Raw genomic sequence first — 17,429 nt, forward strand, 5'->3', positions numbered from 1 at the left:
CGCGGCCTGCCTCCGCCCGCGCCAGCGCCCGCGCCCCAGCCCGCCCCTCCTGCGCCGCCTGCGCCGCCGGTGCACATCACCCTCAACGCCAACGGCGTCAATGACCCGCTGCGCCTGGCGCGGCTGATTGAGCCCGAGCTCAGACGCATGGCGCAGCTGGCGCGGTAGGCAAAACGGCCACAAAGGCCGGTTTGCTCATCTTCTGACACCTGTCAAAAGACCTGCCCTTACAAACCCGGCACAGTGCCCGTCACTGGCCGGGTTTTGTTTTTGCAAAACGCTTTAATCAACGTTCGCGGCCAGTACCCAGCACACTGCCGCCATGCCATCCGTCCAACGCTATCTCTCCGGCCACAACAACGCCGCCCGCAGCGCCGCATTGAGCGCCTCCAGCGTGCGCGCCAGCCAGGCCATTGAGCGCGTGCGGGCGCAGCGCACGGGCGGCGGGCGCGTGCGGCTGTCAGGGGCCTACAGCGGCCATGCGGCCGCGCAGGTGGAGATTGAGCTGCGCGCCGCCGGCGGCGTGCCGCGCGCCTCGCAGCCGCAGTTTGCCGGCGTGGGCAATGGGCAGCTGTCGGTGCTGGGCGTGGATGCGGCCGCGCCGCTGCAGGCGTTGACGCTGACGCTGGTCGATCTGGGCGTGCCCACCGAGCATGCGCAGCTGGCGCTGCGCGAGGTGCAGATCCGCGCCCGCGCCCCGGGCGCGGCGGGCAATCAGATCCGCATCACGGTGCAGCCGCAGCTGCACCGCGCGGCCACCGATTGGGCGCTGCTGGCCGATTGGCCCGCAGGCAGCGCCCTGCAGCAGGGCGCGCAATGGGATTGGGGCGGCCTGCCGCTGTCGGCCCAGGGGCAACTCGATGAGCGCAGCGGCCGCATCCAGGTCGGCCACGACCCGCAGGTGTATCGCCCGTACCGTGTTTACAAGGATGGGGCCTGGCAGTTTGGGATCACGCCCGCGCCCGAGCGACCGCTGCCGGCGGGCGCGCCGGTCTGGCGCGTGACCGGCGGGTATGTGGTGACGGTCACCGATGGCCAGGCGGTGGAGACCTACGGCGACACGGCCGCGGGCCAGGCGGCGCTGGTGACGCTGTACGAGCTGCTCTCCGCACTGGCCGGCTCGGCCCTGGTGGAGGTGGCCGGCGTGGTGGCCGCCGAGCGCGCCCTGGGCGGGCAGGCGGCGCTGGACGTGCCGCTGCGCACGCAAGCCTGGCTGCATGGCCTCTCGGGCAAGGTTGATCTCAAGGATGTGAGCGTGCCGCCGGCTGCGCCCACGCAGCAGCTGACTGTGCGCTGCATCAATGCCGACGTGGTCGGGCGCGAGCGCTGGAGCGTGCAGGGCGCGGTCTCCGGCGCGCTGCCCGTGGCCGTGACCGGCCAGCGCTACCAGAGCGCGGCGGCTGATTTTTTGATCCCGGCCACCCCGCCGGCTGCCGTGGGCAGCGGCGAGGTGGGGTTTGTGTACACGCCCACGGGGCGCAGCGATGACGAGGGCCTGCCCAGCGTGTGCCTGCGCCCGTTGCGCCTGGGGGCCAATGCGCGGCCGCTGACGGTGACGTTCCGGTATTCCAAACGCCCGCCGGCCGAGTGTTCGTGCAGCGACATGCCAGCGCCGCGGCTGTCGCCAGCCTGTCTGGGGATTGGAGAGGATATGGACATTGAGGACGTGGAGTTCATGAGCCGCATCAAGGCGGTCTACGCCTGGCGCGAGGCGTTCATTCGGGGCAACACCGGCGTGCAGTTGGCGGGCATGACGCCCGGCACGCCGGAAATCCCCGGTACCCCCGGCACGCCGCCTGTCACGCGCTGGCGGTTTACCGTGCAGTACGGTGGCAATGTGATGCAGGGTGGCTCCACCACCTGGCAGTCGGCGCGCGCCGTGTCGCAGCAGCTCTACGATGATGAGTCTGAGGCGCGGACGGCGCTGGATGCCGCCAAAAACGCAGGCCCATTGCCGGCAGGTACGGCCCTGGGGCCCATCACCCGTGGCGGCGTGGCGCTGGATTTGCAATCGATTTCTGGTGGATTCAGTTTTTCGAAGGTGGATGGGCCATTGCCGGTGGATATCCATGCCTCAGGCGCCGGCTCTGTTGTCACCGGGGGCACGCCTGGTACGCCGACCATCCCGGCGCAACCGGGCAAGGCTGTGCCGCTGAGCTACCGCGCCTATGTGATTGATCTGGATTGGATGGAGTCGGCCATCCCCATCCTGGTGGGGTGCCTGTCCCGCGTGTACGACAAGCCGGCTGCGCGGCAAGCGTGGGATGCGCTGTGGGAGGAGGTCAAGACAGACCTGGGCCACCTGCAGGCTGCGCGCAACGACCTGGAGACCGCGGCGCACGCGCACGCGCGCTATCTGGATCGCTACAAATCGACGGTGGACAACATCCTGCTCTCGGTGGGCATCCTCCCAAAATCTGAGGCCAGCAGCACAGACGCGGGCAGCTGCTGGACCGACCACGGTGGCACCCATTGGTGGGTGGACACCGAGGGCAACTATCTGCCCGCATTCACAGGCCATGCCTACATCAGCGCCAAGCGCGACGCCGATGGCAAGGTGTACTCGACCAAAGAATTCGGCTTCGGCCTGCTGGTGGCCTGCGCCGAGCGCCTCAAGGAGGGCGACCAGATCACCGTGCGCATCCACAGCGTGGATGGCCACCGGCCCTACCAGGTGGGCGATGAGGCTGTGATCTCCACCGTGGCCGCAGGCCCGGCCTGGCTGGCCGGCGGCGTGGACGGCACGGATGCGCAGACCTGGCGCGTGGCCGGCAGCGTCAGCGGCGCGCTGCCCGATTACATCGTGCCCACCGATGGCGCGGCCGCGCCCGTCTATCACCAGGCGGGCGCGCGCCTGCAAATGGCCCTGGGCGGCATCCCGTTTGCGCTGGGCGATACGTTCAGCCTGGCCATTGAGGCCGGGCAGTGGCGCTGGCGGCGCGATGCCGGGGCCTGGTCGGCCCTGGCGGACATCCCCGCCAGCGGGCAAGCGCCGCTGGCCGATGGGCTGCAGGTGCATTTTGATTCGGGCGCGGCGCCCTCGTTTGCCGATGGCGACGCCTATGTGTTTGCCGTGCACCAGCCCTGGGCCGTGGGCCACGTGCGCGATGCGCACGAGAGCGCCTGGGGCTGGGCGGGCGCGGCGGCCACGCTGGAGATCGACCTGGGCGCGCCCACGCCGGTTGCGGCCCTGGCCCTGGCGCGCTACCACCTGCCCGCCGGGGCACAGGTGCGCGTGGCCATCGATGGCGCCGCGCCCCAGCTGCTGGACACCAGCGGCCCCGTGGCCGTGCTGCTGCTGCCCGCGCCCGTGCAGGCCAGTCGCCTGCTCATCAGCATCAGCGGCGCCGAGGGCGGGCACATCGGCTGGCTGTGGGCTGGCCTGCCCCTGGCCACCGACCACCACGCAAGCCAGTGCCAGCGCGTGCGGCGCTGGGCCGTGGGGCGCGGCAGCGGCATCAACCCGGCCAGCCTGTACGCGGGCGCGGGCGATGGCTGGCGCCTGGCCTGGTCGCCCAGCGACGCAGCCGCCTCGCGCCTGCTGCAGGCCGACCTGCAGCGGCTGCTGCCGCTGCTCGATTGGGCCCAGCAGCAGGATGAGCCGCTGATCCTGGTGCCGCACCACCGCCACCCGCAGGACGCCAGCCTGGTGCGCCTGGGCGCAGACGCCTTGGAGATCACCGACCAGCACGCCTGGCAGCCAGACGATGCGCAGCACCGGCTGCTCTCGGCCACGCTGGATTTGGAGCCGGTGTTCGCATGATCTGCTGGCTGGACGTGGACGGCGGCGCCGATGGGCACCGCATCAGCCTGGTGCCGCCGCGCGGCGCGCCGGCCGGCGGCGCGCGCGTGCTGCCGCTGCTGGCGGGCATCTCGGCCATTGAGCGGCCGCTGTCCATCCCCGGCATCGCCGCAGCACCCACCAGCCACCTGGACGCGGCCCTGGCCAATGCCGGAGGCGCCATCACGCGGCTGTGGGGCCAGCGCCCGCCGCTGCGGCGCGCGGCGCGCATCATGGGCCGCGCCGGGCCCATCTGGCAGGGCGTGGTCACCGCGCTGGAGCTGGGCCAGCAGGCCCGCATCACGCTGGAGGCCGGGCTCGATCGGCCGCTGTCGGACAACCTGCCGCTGCGCACCAGCGCCGTCTGGGGCGGCTGGCGCGACGTGCGCGTGCTGCCCTGGGCCTGGGGCCGCGTCACGCTGGCACCTATCCAGTACAGCGACGACCAGCGCGTGTACCTGCTGGCCGACCACCCCATCGAGGGCGTGGACGAAGTCAAGCGCGACGACGTGGCCACCCAGGCATACGAATGGCGCAACGCGCTGGACAGCACCGGCCATGCCGTGGCCCTGCTGGAGCTGGCCGAGCCCCTGGCCGAGGGCGAGCGCCTGGCCGTGACCCTGCGCGGGCGCATGCACCCGGAGACGGGCCGGCTGCTGCAAACCCCGGCCGAGATCGTGCACGACGTGCTGGCCCGCCTGGCCGGCGCGCCCGTGGCCTGGGCCGAGCTGGACGATTGGCGCGCGCAGACCAGCGATTGGAAGCTCGGCGGCGTGCTGGCCGACAACAGCATCACGGTGCGCGCCGCTGTGGATCAGATCGTGCAAAGCGCCGGCGGCGCCTGGTCGCCGGCCATGCCCGGCATTGCCACCACCTGGCCGCCGCTGCCCGATGCGGCCGCGCCCGCGCACCCCGTAGGGGTGCGCAATGTGCGCGAGGTGCAGGCCAGCGCCGAGGCCGGCGGCATCGTCACCGTGCTGCGCGTGCTCTACGACTGGGACCATGCCGCCGGCCGCTACCTGCGCGCCGTGCAGCTGCGCGCGCCCGACGCCGCCCGTGAGTTTGGCGAGCTGGAAATGGACTGGCCCGCCCCCTGGCTGCGCAGCCCGCGCCAGGCCCAAGCCCTGGGCGCGCGCATGCTCGCCTGGCTGGCCCGGCCGCGTTGGCGCGTGAGTTGGCAGCAGGACTTTGCGGACATCGCCACCGGCGCCTGGGTGGACATCGATCACCCGCTCGCGCCCATCAGCGGCCGCCAGCGCCTGGTGCATGCGCAGCTGGATCTGCAGCAGGCCAGCCTGGCCTGCAGCGTCATCGCGCCCGTGGGCGATGCGCCTGAGATCGAGATCGTTCGGCTGTCCAGCGCCTTCGAGCCTGTGATTCAGCCAGGCATCACCGTGGAGGTGGCCGAGGGCGAGATCATTTTTACGGCCCGCGATGAGCAGGGCCGCGTACTGGCCGGCGCGCGCATCACCCTCAACGGCCAGGCCACCAGGATTGCCGACAGCGCCGGGCGCGTTTCGTTCCCCGTGGCGCGTGGCCGGCACGCGCTGCTGATCGAGGCCGATGGCTACCCGGCCACCGAGGCCGTGGTCGTTGTGTGAGGAGGCAGTGATGGATCAGGGCAGGAGACGATTCTTTCCATCCCGGCGCGTGCAAACCGTGCCCGGCCGAAGCGTGGAGATAGAGATGCAGCTGCGCCCCGGCGCCGCCGCGCCCGAGCCTGTGACCCTGCCACCGGCGCCGCCAGAGCCACCGCCGCCGGCAGGCGGCTGCGGCTGTGATGTGCATGGCGCCGGCTGGCTGGTTTCGGGTGGCGGAGAACTCTCCGAGCAACTGCCCAATGGGCAGACGCGTTTTTACAGCCAGTGGGGCGACGCCGAATCACGCTGGACAGGCACGCCCGCGCACCACGACGCGGGCGGCAACCCGCTGCCCATCCCGGCCGAGCAATTCCATTGCCACTACCTCAAGACCACGTATTTGCCAGAAAACGGGTTGTACGCCGTGCTGCAGGGCCGGGCGCTGGCCGATGCGCACTGGACGTTTCAATGGCAGGGCGGCGCGCTGGGCGACCCCAAAGCGCCGGGCGGCGATTACAGCGGCGGGTTCCGCGTCAACACCTGGGGCAATGTGCTGCAGGTCATTGGCGGCGCCATCAGCCATGGCGGCTCCGAATTCGCCCTCAGCCTCACCGCCTGGGCCCACTGCGGCGGCCAGCAAGTGGCCGAGCTGACGCTCGATATCTACTTTCCAGGTTATTGATGGGCAACAGAAAAAAAGACGGGCGACTGCACTGGTGCGGGAACACCAGCGCGGCCCCCGATTCGCTGACCAAGGCAGCAAATCAGGCAAGGCCCGCCACCTGTGCACAGGCGGGGCGAGCCTATCACGGGTTTACAGCCAGCAAAAAGGATTTGCACACCATGCAAAAGGAAAACACTCAACCCCTAGGAAAAAACGGCTTCAAGTACAAGCCACAGTTTGGCCTGATCATTGTTTGCAAGGATGAGGCCGAGCAGCAAAAACGCTATGCCGCGCTGGTGCGGCAGGGCTACAAGGTCAAGGTGGTGGCGGTATGAAAGTGCATATCGACCACTCCTGTGAGGACTTCAACAGCTACCGCGCTGCGCGAGTCAAGTCGCTGTTCAACGTGGACAGCGGGGCCAGTTTCACCCTGTCGGCGGATTTGCCCCTGGGTGAGCGCCCGTGGCAGATCGGCCTGATCGTGGGGCCCAGCGGCAGCGGCAAGACCAGCATCGGCCGCGCCGTCTGGGGCGATGGCGCGCTGTACGCCCCCAGTTGGCCGCAGGATGCGCCCGTGATCGATGCCATTACACCGGGCGGTTCCTTCGACGCGGTCACCGCCGCACTCTCCAGCGTGGGCCTGGGCAGTGTGCCCGCGTGGCTGCGGCCGTGGCCGGTGCTCTCCAATGGCGAGCAGTTCCGTGCCAACCTGGCCCGCCTGATTGCCGAGGCGCCCCCGCGCGCAGTGCTCGACGAGTTCAGCAGCGTGGTGGATCGGCATATCGCCCAGATTGGCGCGGGCGCCTTCGGCAAAGCATGGCGCCGCACGGCAGGACAATGCATTTTGCTCAGTTGCCACTACGACATCATCGATTGGCTGCAACCAGACTGGGTGTTTGATACCGGCTGCGGGCAATGGCAATGGAGGCGCCTTCGGCGCCGACCAAACATTGCCCTCGATATCTGGCAAACCGACTGGCGCCATTGGCCTGCATTTGAGCCGCACCACTATCTGAAGCTGCCGCACATGATTGCCGCGACCAATTACGTGGCTACTGTGGACGGCCAAATGGTTGCCCATGTGGCCGTGAGTACCCGCAGCAGGCATGAGGCCAGGGCCTGCCGCCTGGTTGTCATGCCCGAGTGGCAAGGCGCTGGCGTCGGGCTGTGTTTTCTCAATGCGGTGTGCGAGATGTGGCGCCAGGGGCAAAACCGCTACGGCAGGCCCATGCCAACGCTGTTTCACACCAGCCACCCGGGGCTGGCCGCCGCGCTGCGCCGCTCCCCCTTGTGGACGCAGGTCTCGGCCTCTCTGTGCGGGCAAAACAAAGCCCGCTCCGCACAAAGCATGCGCCGTAGCGGGCGCAATGGGGCGGGCTACGGCGGGCACTTCCGGGCCGTACAAGGGTTCAGGTATCTGGGCCAGGAGGGTGCGCCATGAGGGTATTGCTCATAGGCCAGAAGTGGCTCGCAGCCCAAGTACTGGGGCTATGCCAGCAGCGCGGCGACGACGTGGCGGCCGTCATTACGACCAGCGCGGAAGACCGCTTGGCCATTGCGGCACGCCGTGATGGCATCCCGGCGCACATAACGGCACGGATTGAGCCGCAGCATGTGCCCGCTGGTTTGGATGTGATCGTGTGCGCGCATGCCCATGTGTTTGTCCCGGCGTTTGCCAGGCAGGCCCCTCGCCTGGGCGCGCTGGGCTATCACCCGAGTCTGTTGCCCCGCCACCGTGGGCGTGATGCGATTCGCTGGGCCATCCACATGCGTGAGGTCGTCACAGGAGGCACGGTCTACTGGCTCGATGACGGCGCCGACACTGGCCCCATTGCCGCCCAGGATTGGTGCTGGGTCACGCCAGGGGATACAGAGCAATCGCTCTGGAGGGACAAGCTGGCGCCCATGGGTTTGCGCCTGATCGGGCAGGTTCTGGCGCAGCTCGATCAAGGCATCTGCCCCAGGGTTGACCAACCGCCGGAGATGGCCACATGGGAGCCTGCGTTCGACCGCCCCCGGCTAGGCGGGGACCCATAAACGGCAACGTCGGCATAAACGCCGACGTTGTGTTGTTTCCGCTGATGTAATTTCTTTGCGCCTGCTGCAATAACTCGCTGCCCTATTTATCTCGCCAAGCAGCCGGCATTTATCGCGCGCCGCTTCAGCCACCTGCGCCCGCACTCGCACGAGGAAGGGCTGCTGTTCATGCTCACCGGCGGGCTGATCCACGTCGAAACCGAGCGTCAGGCCTGGTGCGCCAGCCCCGGCCACCTGGGCTGGATCGCCCCCGGCGTGCCGCACCGCGCGCAGTGGCACGGCGTGGCAGGCGGCATCTTTTTGTACCTGCACCCGCGCCACTGCGCCCCCTTGCCCGCCGAAGGCGCCACCGTGCGGCTGACGCCACTGGCCGAGGCGCTGATGCGCCGCCTTGCCCGGCCTGCCGCTGCCGCGCTCGGCCGCTTTGCAGGCATTGGCGCAGGCCTTTCTGGCCGCGCCCGACAGCGCGGACGATCTGCCGCAATGGGCGCGCCGCGCCCGGATGTCGGCCAGCACCTTGCAGCGCCGCTTCAAGGCCGAAACGGGCCTGAGCCCCAGCCACTGGCGCCAGCGCGCCCGCCTGATGCGCGCGCAGGAGCTGCTGGCCGGCGGCGCCAGCGTCACGGCGGCGGCCATGCACGTGGGCTACGGCAACGTCAGCGCCTTCATCGAAGCCTTCGCCCGCCACTTCGGCGCCACGCCCGGCCAGTACCTGCAAGCCGATGCAACGCCCGCACGGTCTGCCGAAACAGGCCCTCAGCCGTAGCGCTGCTCCAGCGCGTCCCAGGCCGGTTTGCCGACCAGGCGCTGGCGTTCGGCGAAGGGGGCGACCAGGCCGCTGGATTCGAGCAGCTGCTTGTCGCGGCGCAGCGCGCCCAGGGCGTTTTGCATGCCAGTGAGCGCGCCTTGCAGCGCGGCGTTGGCGTAGAGCACGATGCCGTAGCCCAGCGCGGCCAGCTCGTCGGCGCCGACGATGGGGGTTTTGCCGCCGATGACCATGTTCATCAGCTGCGGCACGGGCAGCAGGCCGGGCAGGGCGCGGATGTGCTCGGCGCTGGTGACGGCTTCGACGAACAGCAGGTCGGCCCCGGCTTCGGCAAAGCGCTGGGCGCGTTCGACGGCTGCCTCGAAGCCGTGCACGGCGGCGGCGTCGGTGCGGGCCATGATGAGCAGGTCGGCGTCGCGCCGGGCATCGGCGGCGGCCTTGATCTTGCCCACGGCCTCCTCGGTGCTGATGACCTGCTTGCCGCTGAAGTGGCCGCAGCGCTTGGGCGCGAGCTGGTCTTCGAGCTGGATGCAGTCGGCCCCGGCGCGCTCGAGCGTGCGCACGCTGTGATAGACGTTGAGGGCGTTGCCAAAGCCGGTGTCGGCATCGACGATCAGCGGCAGGGCCACGGCGTCGCGGATGCGGGCGGTGTGCTCGGCGATTTCGTGCAGGCCCATGAAGCCCTGGTCGGGCAGGCCCAGCCACATGTTGGTCACGCCCGCGCCGGTGACGTAAATGGCTTCGAAACCCAGGTCTTCGACGACCTTGGCCGACAGGGCGTTGAAGGCGCCGGGCACGAGGGCGCCGCGGCGGGCCTGGATGAGGGCGCGCAGTTGCTGGCGCGGGGTGGCTGGGCTGGTGGACATGGCTGAGGTTCCTTGGCAAAAGGGCGTGCGCGCTGGCGCACGAGATCAGGGGGAAAGAGGTTTGGCGCGAACAGGCGCGAAAGGCCGGGGTTCAGCGCAGCGTGTCGGCGGGCACATGCACCCAGCCGCTCATCAGCACCCGGGCGCTGCGGCTCATCACGGCTTTTTTCACCGTCCATGGGCCGCTGGCGTTTTCCACTGCCGCGCCCACGCGCAAGCTGCCGGAGGGGTGGCCAAAGCACACGCTCTCGCGCGGTTCGCCGCCAGCGGCGCGGTTCACCAGCGTGCCGGGCACGGCGGCGGCGGCGGCGATGGCGACCGAGGCCGTGCCCATCATGGCGTGGTGCAGCTTGCCCATGGACAGCGCCCGCACCCGTAGGTCGATGTCGGCAGCATGAATGGTCTTGCCGCTGGAGGCGGTGTAGTCCGCGGGCGGGGCGACAAAGGCCACCTTGGGCGTGTGCTGGCGCTGGGCGGCTTCTTCCGGGCGTTGGATCAGGCCCATGCGCAGCGCGCCGGCGGTGCGGATGGCCTCGAACATGGCCAGCTTTTGCGCATCGGCGTTGATGTCCTTTTGCAGCTCGCTGCCGGTCAGGCCAATGTCGGCGGCGTTGACGAACACGGTGGGGATGCCCGCGCTGATGAGCGTGGCTGCCAGTTGGCCGATGCCGGGCACATCCAGGGTATCGACGACGTTGCCGGTGGGGAACATCGCCCCGCCGCCCTCGCCCTCGCCCTCGCCCTCGTCGGACGGGTCGATGAATTCCAGCACGATTTCCGCCGCCGGAAAGGCCACGCCATCGAGCATGAAATCACCGCCCTCCACCACCTGCCCGCCCTGCACCGGCACGCGGGCGAGGATGGTCTTGCCGATGTTGGCCTGCCAGATGCGCACTTCCACCAGGCCGTTCTGCAGTCGCTCGGGCGGGATGAAACCATTGGCAATGGCGAACGGTCCGACGGCGCTGGAGAGGTTGCCGCAGTTGCCGCTCCAATCGACCAGGGCCTCGCCAATGGCGACCTGGCCGTAGAGGTAGTCCACGTCGTGGCCGGGCCGGTTTGACGGCGAGATGATGACGCACTTGCTGGTGCTGGAGCTGGCCCCGCCCATGCCGTCGATGTGCTGGGCATAGGGGTCGGGCGAGCCGATCACGCGCATCAGCAGCGCATCGCGCGCCGCGCCGGGCTGCTGCGCCTGGGGCGGCAAATCCGCAAGACGAAAAAACACGCCCTTGCTGGTGCCGCCGCGCATGTAGGTGGCAGGGATGCGGAGTGCGGGCCTTGGGTGCATGGGCAAATCCTTGTGGGCAAGAGGGCAGAGCGAACAACGAATGGGGGCAATGAAAGTCAGTCATCCACGCCAGGGCGCAGCGGCGGCAGGGTCACGCTGCCGTCGGCGTTGCGGATATTGCGCAGCAGGCGCTCATCGCTGGCCTGGCCGCTGTGGCTGTCGTATTGCAGCGCCAGGGCCATGTCCTCGTGGCAATTGCTGCGGCGCTGGGCCACAGCCTGGGGCGAGCAGAGCAAGATCTGGGCGTGCAAGCGGCCGATGTCCGCAGGGTCGGGCGCCATTCGCCAGACCACCGGGGAGATGGCGTTCAGGGCCGCCCCCCGCAGATGCGTCTCCAGATAGCGCTGCGTGTGCGCCAGGATCGCGGCCTGCAGCTGCTTGTAGTAATCCGTGTAGGGGATCACGCGCAGCCGGGATGGATCGGGCGGCAGCGGGGTATCGGGCCTGAGCCAGATGGAATACAGCGGCGCATCCGGGCGGCTGGGCGCCCGGGTTTCCCAGTCCAGGCGCTCGGGCATTGCAGCCGGGTTGGCCCCCGACTGGCGCAGGTACAGCTCCCAGTGCGGCCGCCCCCAGTCCTTGCTCGCAGACGTCTGGCCCCAGGCCTGCCAGTACGCCTGGGCACAAGCGCCCACACGGGCCAGCGCGGCGCGGGTATCGCCTTGGATGTCCAGCTCCACCAGCGGCGCGGGGCCGCTGCCGCCAGAGACCATGCCCAGCATCGGCAGCCCGCAGCCACGCAAGGCGGCCACGCTGGTGTTGAAGATGGTGGCGTTGTAATGGCCGCTGTCGTAGGCGTGCTGCAGGATCTGGCGGCAGCGCTGCGGTTCGCAGATGCTCAGGTCGCGGTGGCTCAGCTTGACGCGGAAGTTGGCGTCATCGCGCGCGGCCAGGATGATTTCATAGCCCTGCAAATCCCCGCGCCGGCCGGCCTTGTACAGCTGGAACTGGCCTGGCCAGGTGGCCTCGGCCAGGGCCAGTGTCTGCCGCGTGGCCTCATCCAGCGCGCGCGGGTTGTGGCAGGCCGCCAGCGGCAGGCAGGCCAGCAGGCCCGCCAGGCTGCGCAGTCGTGCAGCGCGCTGGCGGCGCATCATTTCGCTTCCAGCTTGGCGGCCGAGATGGTCTGGGCCCATTTGGCGGTTTCGCTCTCGATGAGGCGGGCGAAGTCCTCGGGCGAGCCGCCGCCGACCTGGCCGGCCGTTTCCTCGAACGCGGCGATCACATCGGGCTGCTGCAGCACGCGGTTGGCCGCGGCATTGATCTTGTCCACGATGTCGCGCGGCACGCCCGCCGGGGCGATGAGGCCCTGCCAATTGGTGGACTCAAAGTCCGTCAGGCCCGATTCGGCCAGCGTGGGCACCTCGGGCAGCAGCGGCAAGCGCTGGGCGCTGGTGACGGCCAGCGGTCGCACCTTGCCGGATTTGATGGCTGGCATGGCTGCATAGCCCATCTCGAACATCATCGGGATGTGCCCGGCCATCAAATCGGCCGCGGCCGGCGCGCCACCTTTGTAGGGCACGTGCGAGAGCTTGATGCCCGCTTGGTGGGCAAACAGCTCGCCCGAGAGGTGGTGCGCCCCGCCCATGCCGGAGGAGCCGAAGCTGATGCCGCCCGGGTCTTTCTTGGCCAGCGCAATCAGCTCCTGCACCGTCTGGGCGGGCACGCCCTGGTGGACGTTGAGGACCAGCGGCGCCTGCTCAATCAGCACGATGGGCGTCAGCTCGGTCTTGACCTGATAGGGCACGGTCTTGGGCGTCAGCGTGGGGTTGACTGCCAGTGGCGCCAGGTGGCCACTGCCAATGGTGTAGCCATCGGGCTTGGCCTTGGCGATTTGCGCCGTGCCGATGACGCCGCCTGCACCAGCTTTGTTCTCAATGACGATGGTTGCGCCCAGCTCCTTCTCCAGCTTGCTGGCAATCAGGCGCATGCGCGTGTCGGCAAAGCCGCCTGCGGCATAGGGCACGATGAAGGTGATGGGCTTGGCAGGCCAAGCCTGCTCTGCCTGGGCGGCGGCGGAAAACGCCGTCGCCCCGGCCAGGGCCCAGGTGCACAGCGCGGCCAAGCGCAAGGAAAAGCGTCGCATGTTCATGACTCCAGATGAGATGGTTGTGGCAAAGCGCGTGTTATGCCACGTTGGCGGCCGCTGTGGCGTCAACTGGGCGGCTGCCCGCCTGCGCCAGAAAGTCCTGCGCAAAGCGTTGCAGCACGCCGCCGGCTTCATAGATCTGAACTTCCTCGTCCGAGTCCAGGCGGCACAGCACCGTGGCTTGGCTCTGGCTGCCATCCTGGCGGTGGATGACCAGCGTCAGGCGCGCGCCGGGGTGGCGCTGGCCGATGACGTCGAAGGTTTCCGTGCCGTCCAGCGCCAGGGTGTGGCGGTTCTGGCCGGGCAGAAATTGCAGCGGCAGCACGCCCATGCCGATGAGGTTGGTGCGGTGGATGCGCTCGAAGCCTTCGGCCACGATGGCCTCGACCCCGGCCAGGCGCACGCCCTTGGCGGCCCAGTCGCGCGAGCTGCCCTGGCCGTAGTCGGCCCCGGCGATGACGATGAGCGGCTGGCCGCGCTGCATGTAGGTTTCGATGGCCTCCCACATGCGCATGACCTGGCCTTCTGGCTCCACGCGCGCCAGCGAGCCTTGGCGCACGCTGCCGTCTGGGTTTTTCACCATTTCGTTGAACAGCTTGGGGTTGGCAAAGGTGGCGCGCTGGGCGGTGAGGTGATCGCCCCGGTGGGTGGCGTAGGAGTTGAAATCTTCCTCGGGCAGGCCCATGCGCGCCAGGTAGTCGCCCGCGGCCGAGTCGCGCAGGATGGCGTTGGAGGGCGAGAGGTGGTCGGTGGTGATGTTGTCGGGCAGGATGGCCAGCGGCCGCATGCCGCGCAGCGTGCGCACGCCCGCCAGCGCGCCAGACCAGTAGGGCGGGCAGCGGATGTAGGTGCTTTGCGGCCGCCAGTCGTACAGCGGGCGGGCGTTTTCGGCGCGCTCGCGCTTGGCGAACATGGGGGTGTAGATGCGCTGGAACTGCTCGGGCTTGACGGCGGCGGCGACCACGGCGTCGATTTCGGCGTCGCTGGGCCAGAGGTCTTTCAGGCGCACTTTGCGGCCTTGTTCGTCCAGGCCGAGCACGTCCTGCTCGATGTCAAAGCGCACGGTGCCGGCGATGGCATAGGCCACCACCAGCGGCGGGCTGGCCAGAAAGGCCTGCTTGGCGTGGGGGTGGATGCGGCCGTCGAAGTTGCGGTTGCCCGAGAGCACAGCGGTGGCGTAGAGGTCGCGCTCGATGATTTCGCGCTCGATGGCAGGGTCGAGCGTACCGCTCATGCCGTTGCAGGTGGTGCAGGCGAAGGCGACGATGCCAAAGCCCAGCGCCTGCAAGTCACCCAGCAGGCCCGCCTCCTGCAAATACAGCTCCACGGCCTTGGAGCCGGGCGCCAGCGAGGTCTTGACCCAGGGCTTGCGCGCCAGGCCGCGCTGGCGGGCGTTGCGCGCCAAGAGGCCCGCGGCGATGACGTTGCGCGGGTTGCTGGTGTTGGTGCAGCTGGTGATGGCAGCGATGATGACGGCGCCATCGGGCAGCAGGCCCCGCGCTTCTTCCGAGCGGGCCATGGCCAGCTTGACGGGGCCGGCGATGCCGCGCTTTTGCAGCTCGGAGGTGGGCAGGCGGCGGTGCGGGTTGCTGGGGCCGGCCATGTTGCGCACGACGTGCGAGAGGTCGAATGCCAGGTTGCGCTCGTACTCGGCCTGGGCCAGGTCGCCGGCCCACAGCCCGGCGGCCTTGGCGTAGCGCTCCACCAGCGCGACCTGCTCGGGCGCGCGCCCGGTCAGGCGCAGGTAGTCCAGCGTTTGATCGTCGATGGCGAACATGGCGGCGGTGGCGCCATATTCGGGCGCCATGTTGGCGATGGTGGCGCGGTCGCCCACGGTCAGGCTGGCCGCGCCCTCGCCGTGGAACTCCAGGTACGCGCCCACCACCTTCTGCTGGCGCAAAAACTCGGTCAGCGCCAGCACGATGTCGGTGGCGGTGATGCCCTCCTGACGGCGGCCGTCCAGGCGCACGCCGACGATCTCGGGCGTGCGCATCCACGAGGCGCGGCCCAGCATCACGTTCTCGGCCTCCAGCCCGCCCACGCCGACCGAGATCACGCCCAGCGCATCGACGTGCGGCGTGTGGCTGTCGGTGCCCACGCAGGTGTCGGGGTAGGCCACGCCGCCCTGCGCCTGGATCACCGGCGACATCTTCTCCAGATTGATCTGGTGCATGATGCCGTTGCCCGCCGGGATCACGTCCACCTTGTCGAAAGCGCTGCGGCACCACTCGATGAAGTGGAAGCGGTCTTCGTTGCGGCGCTCCTCGATGGCGCGGTTTCTGGCGAAGGCGTCCGGGTCGAAGCCCGGCGCTTCCACCGCCAGCGAGTGATCGACGATGAGCTGCACCGGCACCACTGGGTTGACCTGCGCCGGATCGCCCCCCTGCGCGGCAATGGCCTCGCGCAGCCCGGCCAGATCGACCAGCGCCGTCTGGCCCAGGATGTCGTGGCAGACCACGCGCGCCGGGTACCAGGGAAAGTCCAGCGTGCGCAGCCGGCCGATGAGCTGGCCCAGGTAGTCGTTGATGCGCGCCGGCTCGGCGCGGCGCACGATGTTCTCGGCATGCACGCGCGCGGTGTAGGGCAGGCGCGCCCAGGCGCCGGGCGAGAGGGCTTCGACGGCGGAGCGCGCGTCGAAATAATCCAGCGCGGTGCCGGGCAGGGGTTTGCGAAAGGCGGTGTTCATGGGGTGCGTGGGGGTATGGGGCTATGGGCGGCAGCAAGCCGGGATGCGCGCGCCTGTGTGGCGAGCCGCCATCCCGTCATGGGCGGAACGCTCAGGCTCAGGCCCGCGCCTCGATGGGCACGAACACCTGGTCTTCCGGGCCGACGTAATGGGCGCTGGGGCGGATGATCTTGTTGTCCACGCGCTGCTCGATCACGTGCGCGGCCCAGCCGCTGGTGCGGGCGATCACGAACAGCGGGGTGAACATGGCCGTGGGCACGCCCATCATGTGGTAGCTGACGGCGCTGAACCAGTCCAGGTTGGGGAACATCTTCTTGACCTCCCACATGACGGACTCCAGACGCTCGGCAATGTCGTACATCTTGGTGGCGCCGGCCTCGTCCGACAGGCGCTTGGCCACGCCCTTGATGACCACGTTGCGTGGGTCGCTGACGGTGTAGACCGGGTGGCCGAAGCCGATCACCACCTCCTTGGCCTCGACGCGGCGGCGGATGTCGGCCTCGGCCTCGTCGGGGTTGTCGTAGCGCTTCTGGACTTCAAAGGCCACCTCGTTGGCCCCGCCATGCTTGGGCCCGCGCAGCGCGCCAATGGCGCCGGCGATGCTGGAATACATGTCGCTGCCCGTGCCCGCGATCACGCGCGCGGTGAAGGTGCTGGCGTTGAACTCGTGCTCGGCGTACAGGTTCAGCGAGGTGTGCATGGCGCGCACCCAGCTCGCGCTGGGCCTTGCGCCGTGCAGCAGGTGCAGGAAATGCCCGGCGATGGACTCGTCGTCCGTCTCCACCTCGATGCGGCGGCCCGAGTTGCTGAAGTGGTACCAGTACAGCAGCATGGAGCCCAGCGAGGCCAGCAGCCGGTCGGCAATGTCGCGCGCGCCGGGCAGGTTGTGGTCGTCCTTTTCCGGCAGCACGCAGCCCAGGGCGGACACGCCGGTGCGCATCACGTCCATGGGGTGGGCGCTGGCGGGCAGCTTTTCCAGCGCCTCCTTCACGTTCGCGGGCAGGCCGCGCATGGCTTTGAGCTTGGCCTTGTACGCCTTGAGCTCGGCCGCCGTGGGCAGCTTGCCATGCACCAGCAGGTGGGCGATTTCCTCGAACTCGCAGACCTCGGCCATGTCCAGGATGTCGTAGCCGCGGTAGTGCAAATCGTTGCCCGTGCGGCCCACGGTGCACAGCGCGGTGTTGCCCGCCGTCACGCCGGAGAGGGCGACGGATTTTTTGGGCTTGGTGGGGGCGGCGGTCGTGGGGATCATGAAGAGGTCTCCTGGTTGATGTCAGCGCGGTCAATGGCAATGGGGCGGCCCTGGCCGTCGATCGCCACCATTTCGAAAATTCCCTTGAGCACCTCCTCGCGCGGCAGGCCGGGCGCTTCGGTCAAACCCTTGACGCACACAGTCATGGAGCTGCGGCCCACGCGGCTGACCCAGGCCAGCAGCGCCAGGCTATGGCCCACGGGGATGGGCTGGGCGAACTGGATGCCGCTGACCCCGGCCATCACCACTTCACGCTGTGCCAGGCTGCGCGCCGCCAGGAACGCAGCCTTGGCCATCAGTTGCAGCCCTTGGCCGGCAAACAGCGTGCCGTGGTGGTTGGCCATGGCCGGCAGTACCAGCTCATGCACTTCAGCGGTTCCGAGGGGTGTTGTCATGATTCGCAATTTACGCAAGAATCCC

At 69.1% G+C, this 17,429-nt stretch carries 14 protein-coding genes; 7 read left to right on the top strand and 7 right to left on the bottom strand.

Going from position 1 to position 17,429, the window contains the following annotated elements; translation table 11 throughout:
- Window positions 1-322: 322 nt before the first annotated feature.
- From CK620_RS12570 to CK620_RS12595, 7 genes are all read left to right on the top strand, one after another.
- Window positions 323-3,763 carry a hypothetical protein gene (locus CK620_RS12570; protein ID WP_095550595.1) on the top strand — a complete coding sequence of 1,147 codons (3,441 nt, stop codon included), beginning with the start codon at window positions 323-325 and terminating at the stop codon, window positions 3,761-3,763.
- The gene (locus tag CK620_RS12575; protein WP_095550596.1) at window positions 3,760-5,382 is read left to right on the top strand and encodes a carboxypeptidase-like regulatory domain-containing protein; all 1,623 of its coding nucleotides are present in this window, start codon (window positions 3,760-3,762) and stop codon (window positions 5,380-5,382) included. The genes CK620_RS12570 and CK620_RS12575 overlap by 4 nt, the downstream gene beginning before the upstream one ends.
- An 85-nt stretch (window positions 5,383-5,467) precedes the next feature.
- The gene (locus CK620_RS12580) at window positions 5,468-6,043 is read left to right on the top strand and encodes a hypothetical protein (protein WP_143326101.1); all 576 of its coding nucleotides are present in this window, start codon (window positions 5,468-5,470) and stop codon (window positions 6,041-6,043) included.
- Complete coding sequence (locus tag CK620_RS13930; RefSeq protein WP_143326102.1) at window positions 6,043-6,360, top strand: hypothetical protein; 318 nt, start codon at window positions 6,043-6,045, stop codon at window positions 6,358-6,360. Before CK620_RS12580 ends, CK620_RS13930 begins: the two co-directional genes overlap by 1 nt.
- On the top strand, window positions 6,357-7,466 hold the full coding sequence (locus CK620_RS12585; protein ID WP_095550598.1) for an ABC transporter ATP-binding protein: 1,110 nt from the start codon (window positions 6,357-6,359) through the stop codon (window positions 7,464-7,466). The genes CK620_RS13930 and CK620_RS12585 overlap by 4 nt, the downstream gene beginning before the upstream one ends.
- A complete protein-coding gene (locus tag CK620_RS12590; protein ID WP_095550599.1) occupies window positions 7,463-8,062 on the top strand; it encodes a formyltransferase family protein in 600 nt (199 codons plus the stop codon). Before CK620_RS12585 ends, CK620_RS12590 begins: the two co-directional genes overlap by 4 nt.
- Window positions 8,063-8,453: 391 nt before the next feature.
- Complete coding sequence (locus tag CK620_RS12595) at window positions 8,454-8,828, top strand: helix-turn-helix transcriptional regulator (RefSeq protein WP_095550600.1); 375 nt, start codon at window positions 8,454-8,456, stop codon at window positions 8,826-8,828.
- On the opposite strand, the gene CK620_RS12600 is transcribed toward CK620_RS12595, so the two are convergent.
- The 7 genes from CK620_RS12600 to CK620_RS12630 form a co-directional block, all read right to left on the bottom strand.
- Window positions 8,819-9,694: an isocitrate lyase/PEP mutase family protein gene (locus CK620_RS12600; protein ID WP_095550601.1), complete on the bottom strand. Its 876-nt coding sequence runs from the start codon at window positions 9,692-9,694 to the stop codon at window positions 8,819-8,821. The genes CK620_RS12595 and CK620_RS12600 overlap by 10 nt on opposite strands.
- Window positions 9,695-9,785: 91 nt before the next feature.
- On the bottom strand, window positions 9,786-10,985 hold the full coding sequence (prpF, locus tag CK620_RS12605; RefSeq protein ID WP_095550602.1) for a 2-methylaconitate cis-trans isomerase PrpF: 1,200 nt from the start codon (window positions 10,983-10,985) through the stop codon (window positions 9,786-9,788).
- Window positions 10,986-11,041: 56 nt separating this feature from the next.
- A complete protein-coding gene (locus tag CK620_RS12610) occupies window positions 11,042-12,079 on the bottom strand; it encodes a hypothetical protein (RefSeq protein WP_095550603.1) in 1,038 nt (345 codons plus the stop codon).
- Entirely contained in the window at window positions 12,076-13,068 is a 993-nt protein-coding gene (locus CK620_RS12615) for a Bug family tripartite tricarboxylate transporter substrate binding protein (protein WP_095543160.1), read from the bottom strand. The genes CK620_RS12610 and CK620_RS12615 overlap by 4 nt, the downstream gene beginning before the upstream one ends.
- Window positions 13,069-13,108: 40 nt before the next feature.
- The gene (acnD, locus tag CK620_RS12620; protein WP_095550604.1) at window positions 13,109-15,757 is read right to left on the bottom strand and encodes a Fe/S-dependent 2-methylisocitrate dehydratase AcnD; all 2,649 of its coding nucleotides are present in this window, start codon (window positions 15,755-15,757) and stop codon (window positions 13,109-13,111) included.
- Window positions 15,758-15,854: 97 nt separating this feature from the next.
- A complete protein-coding gene (gene prpC, locus CK620_RS12625; protein ID WP_095550605.1) occupies window positions 15,855-17,009 on the bottom strand; it encodes a bifunctional 2-methylcitrate synthase/citrate synthase in 1,155 nt (384 codons plus the stop codon).
- Window positions 17,006-17,404 carry an acyl-CoA thioesterase gene (locus CK620_RS12630; RefSeq protein ID WP_095550606.1) on the bottom strand — a complete coding sequence of 133 codons (399 nt, stop codon included), beginning with the start codon at window positions 17,402-17,404 and terminating at the stop codon, window positions 17,006-17,008. Before CK620_RS12630 ends, prpC begins: the two co-directional genes overlap by 4 nt.
- Between the last annotated feature and the right edge of the window lie 25 nt (window positions 17,405-17,429).

Origin of the sequence: Vandammella animalimorsus (genome assembly GCF_002285285.1) — a bacterium.
In the GTDB taxonomy this organism is placed as follows: Bacteria; Pseudomonadota; Gammaproteobacteria; order Burkholderiales; family Burkholderiaceae_C; genus Lampropedia; species Lampropedia animalimorsus.

Excerpts from the sequence above, each read along its gene's own strand:
- CK620_RS12585 (WP_095550598.1), top strand. The coding sequence starts at position 6,357 with ATGAAAGTGCATATCGACCACTCCTGTGAGGACTTCAACAGCTACCGC.
- acnD (WP_095550604.1), bottom strand. The coding sequence starts at position 15,757 with ATGAACACCGCCTTTCGCAAACCCCTGCCCGGCACCGCGCTGGATTAT.
- CK620_RS13930 (WP_143326102.1), top strand. The coding sequence starts at position 6,043 with ATGGGCAACAGAAAAAAAGACGGGCGACTGCACTGGTGCGGGAACACC.
- CK620_RS12590 (WP_095550599.1), top strand. The coding sequence starts at position 7,463 with ATGAGGGTATTGCTCATAGGCCAGAAGTGGCTCGCAGCCCAAGTACTG.
- CK620_RS12610 (WP_095550603.1), bottom strand. The coding sequence starts at position 12,079 with ATGATGCGCCGCCAGCGCGCTGCACGACTGCGCAGCCTGGCGGGCCTG.
- CK620_RS12615 (WP_095543160.1), bottom strand. The coding sequence starts at position 13,068 with ATGCGACGCTTTTCCTTGCGCTTGGCCGCGCTGTGCACCTGGGCCCTG.
- CK620_RS12570 (WP_095550595.1), top strand. The coding sequence starts at position 323 with ATGCCATCCGTCCAACGCTATCTCTCCGGCCACAACAACGCCGCCCGC.
- CK620_RS12600 (WP_095550601.1), bottom strand. The coding sequence starts at position 9,694 with ATGTCCACCAGCCCAGCCACCCCGCGCCAGCAACTGCGCGCCCTCATC.
- CK620_RS12580 (WP_143326101.1), top strand. The coding sequence starts at position 5,468 with ATGCAGCTGCGCCCCGGCGCCGCCGCGCCCGAGCCTGTGACCCTGCCA.
- CK620_RS12630 (WP_095550606.1), bottom strand. The coding sequence starts at position 17,404 with ATGACAACACCCCTCGGAACCGCTGAAGTGCATGAGCTGGTACTGCCG.
- prpF (WP_095550602.1), bottom strand. The coding sequence starts at position 10,985 with ATGCACCCAAGGCCCGCACTCCGCATCCCTGCCACCTACATGCGCGGC.
- CK620_RS12575 (WP_095550596.1), top strand. The coding sequence starts at position 3,760 with ATGATCTGCTGGCTGGACGTGGACGGCGGCGCCGATGGGCACCGCATC.
- prpC (WP_095550605.1), bottom strand. The coding sequence starts at position 17,009 with ATGATCCCCACGACCGCCGCCCCCACCAAGCCCAAAAAATCCGTCGCC.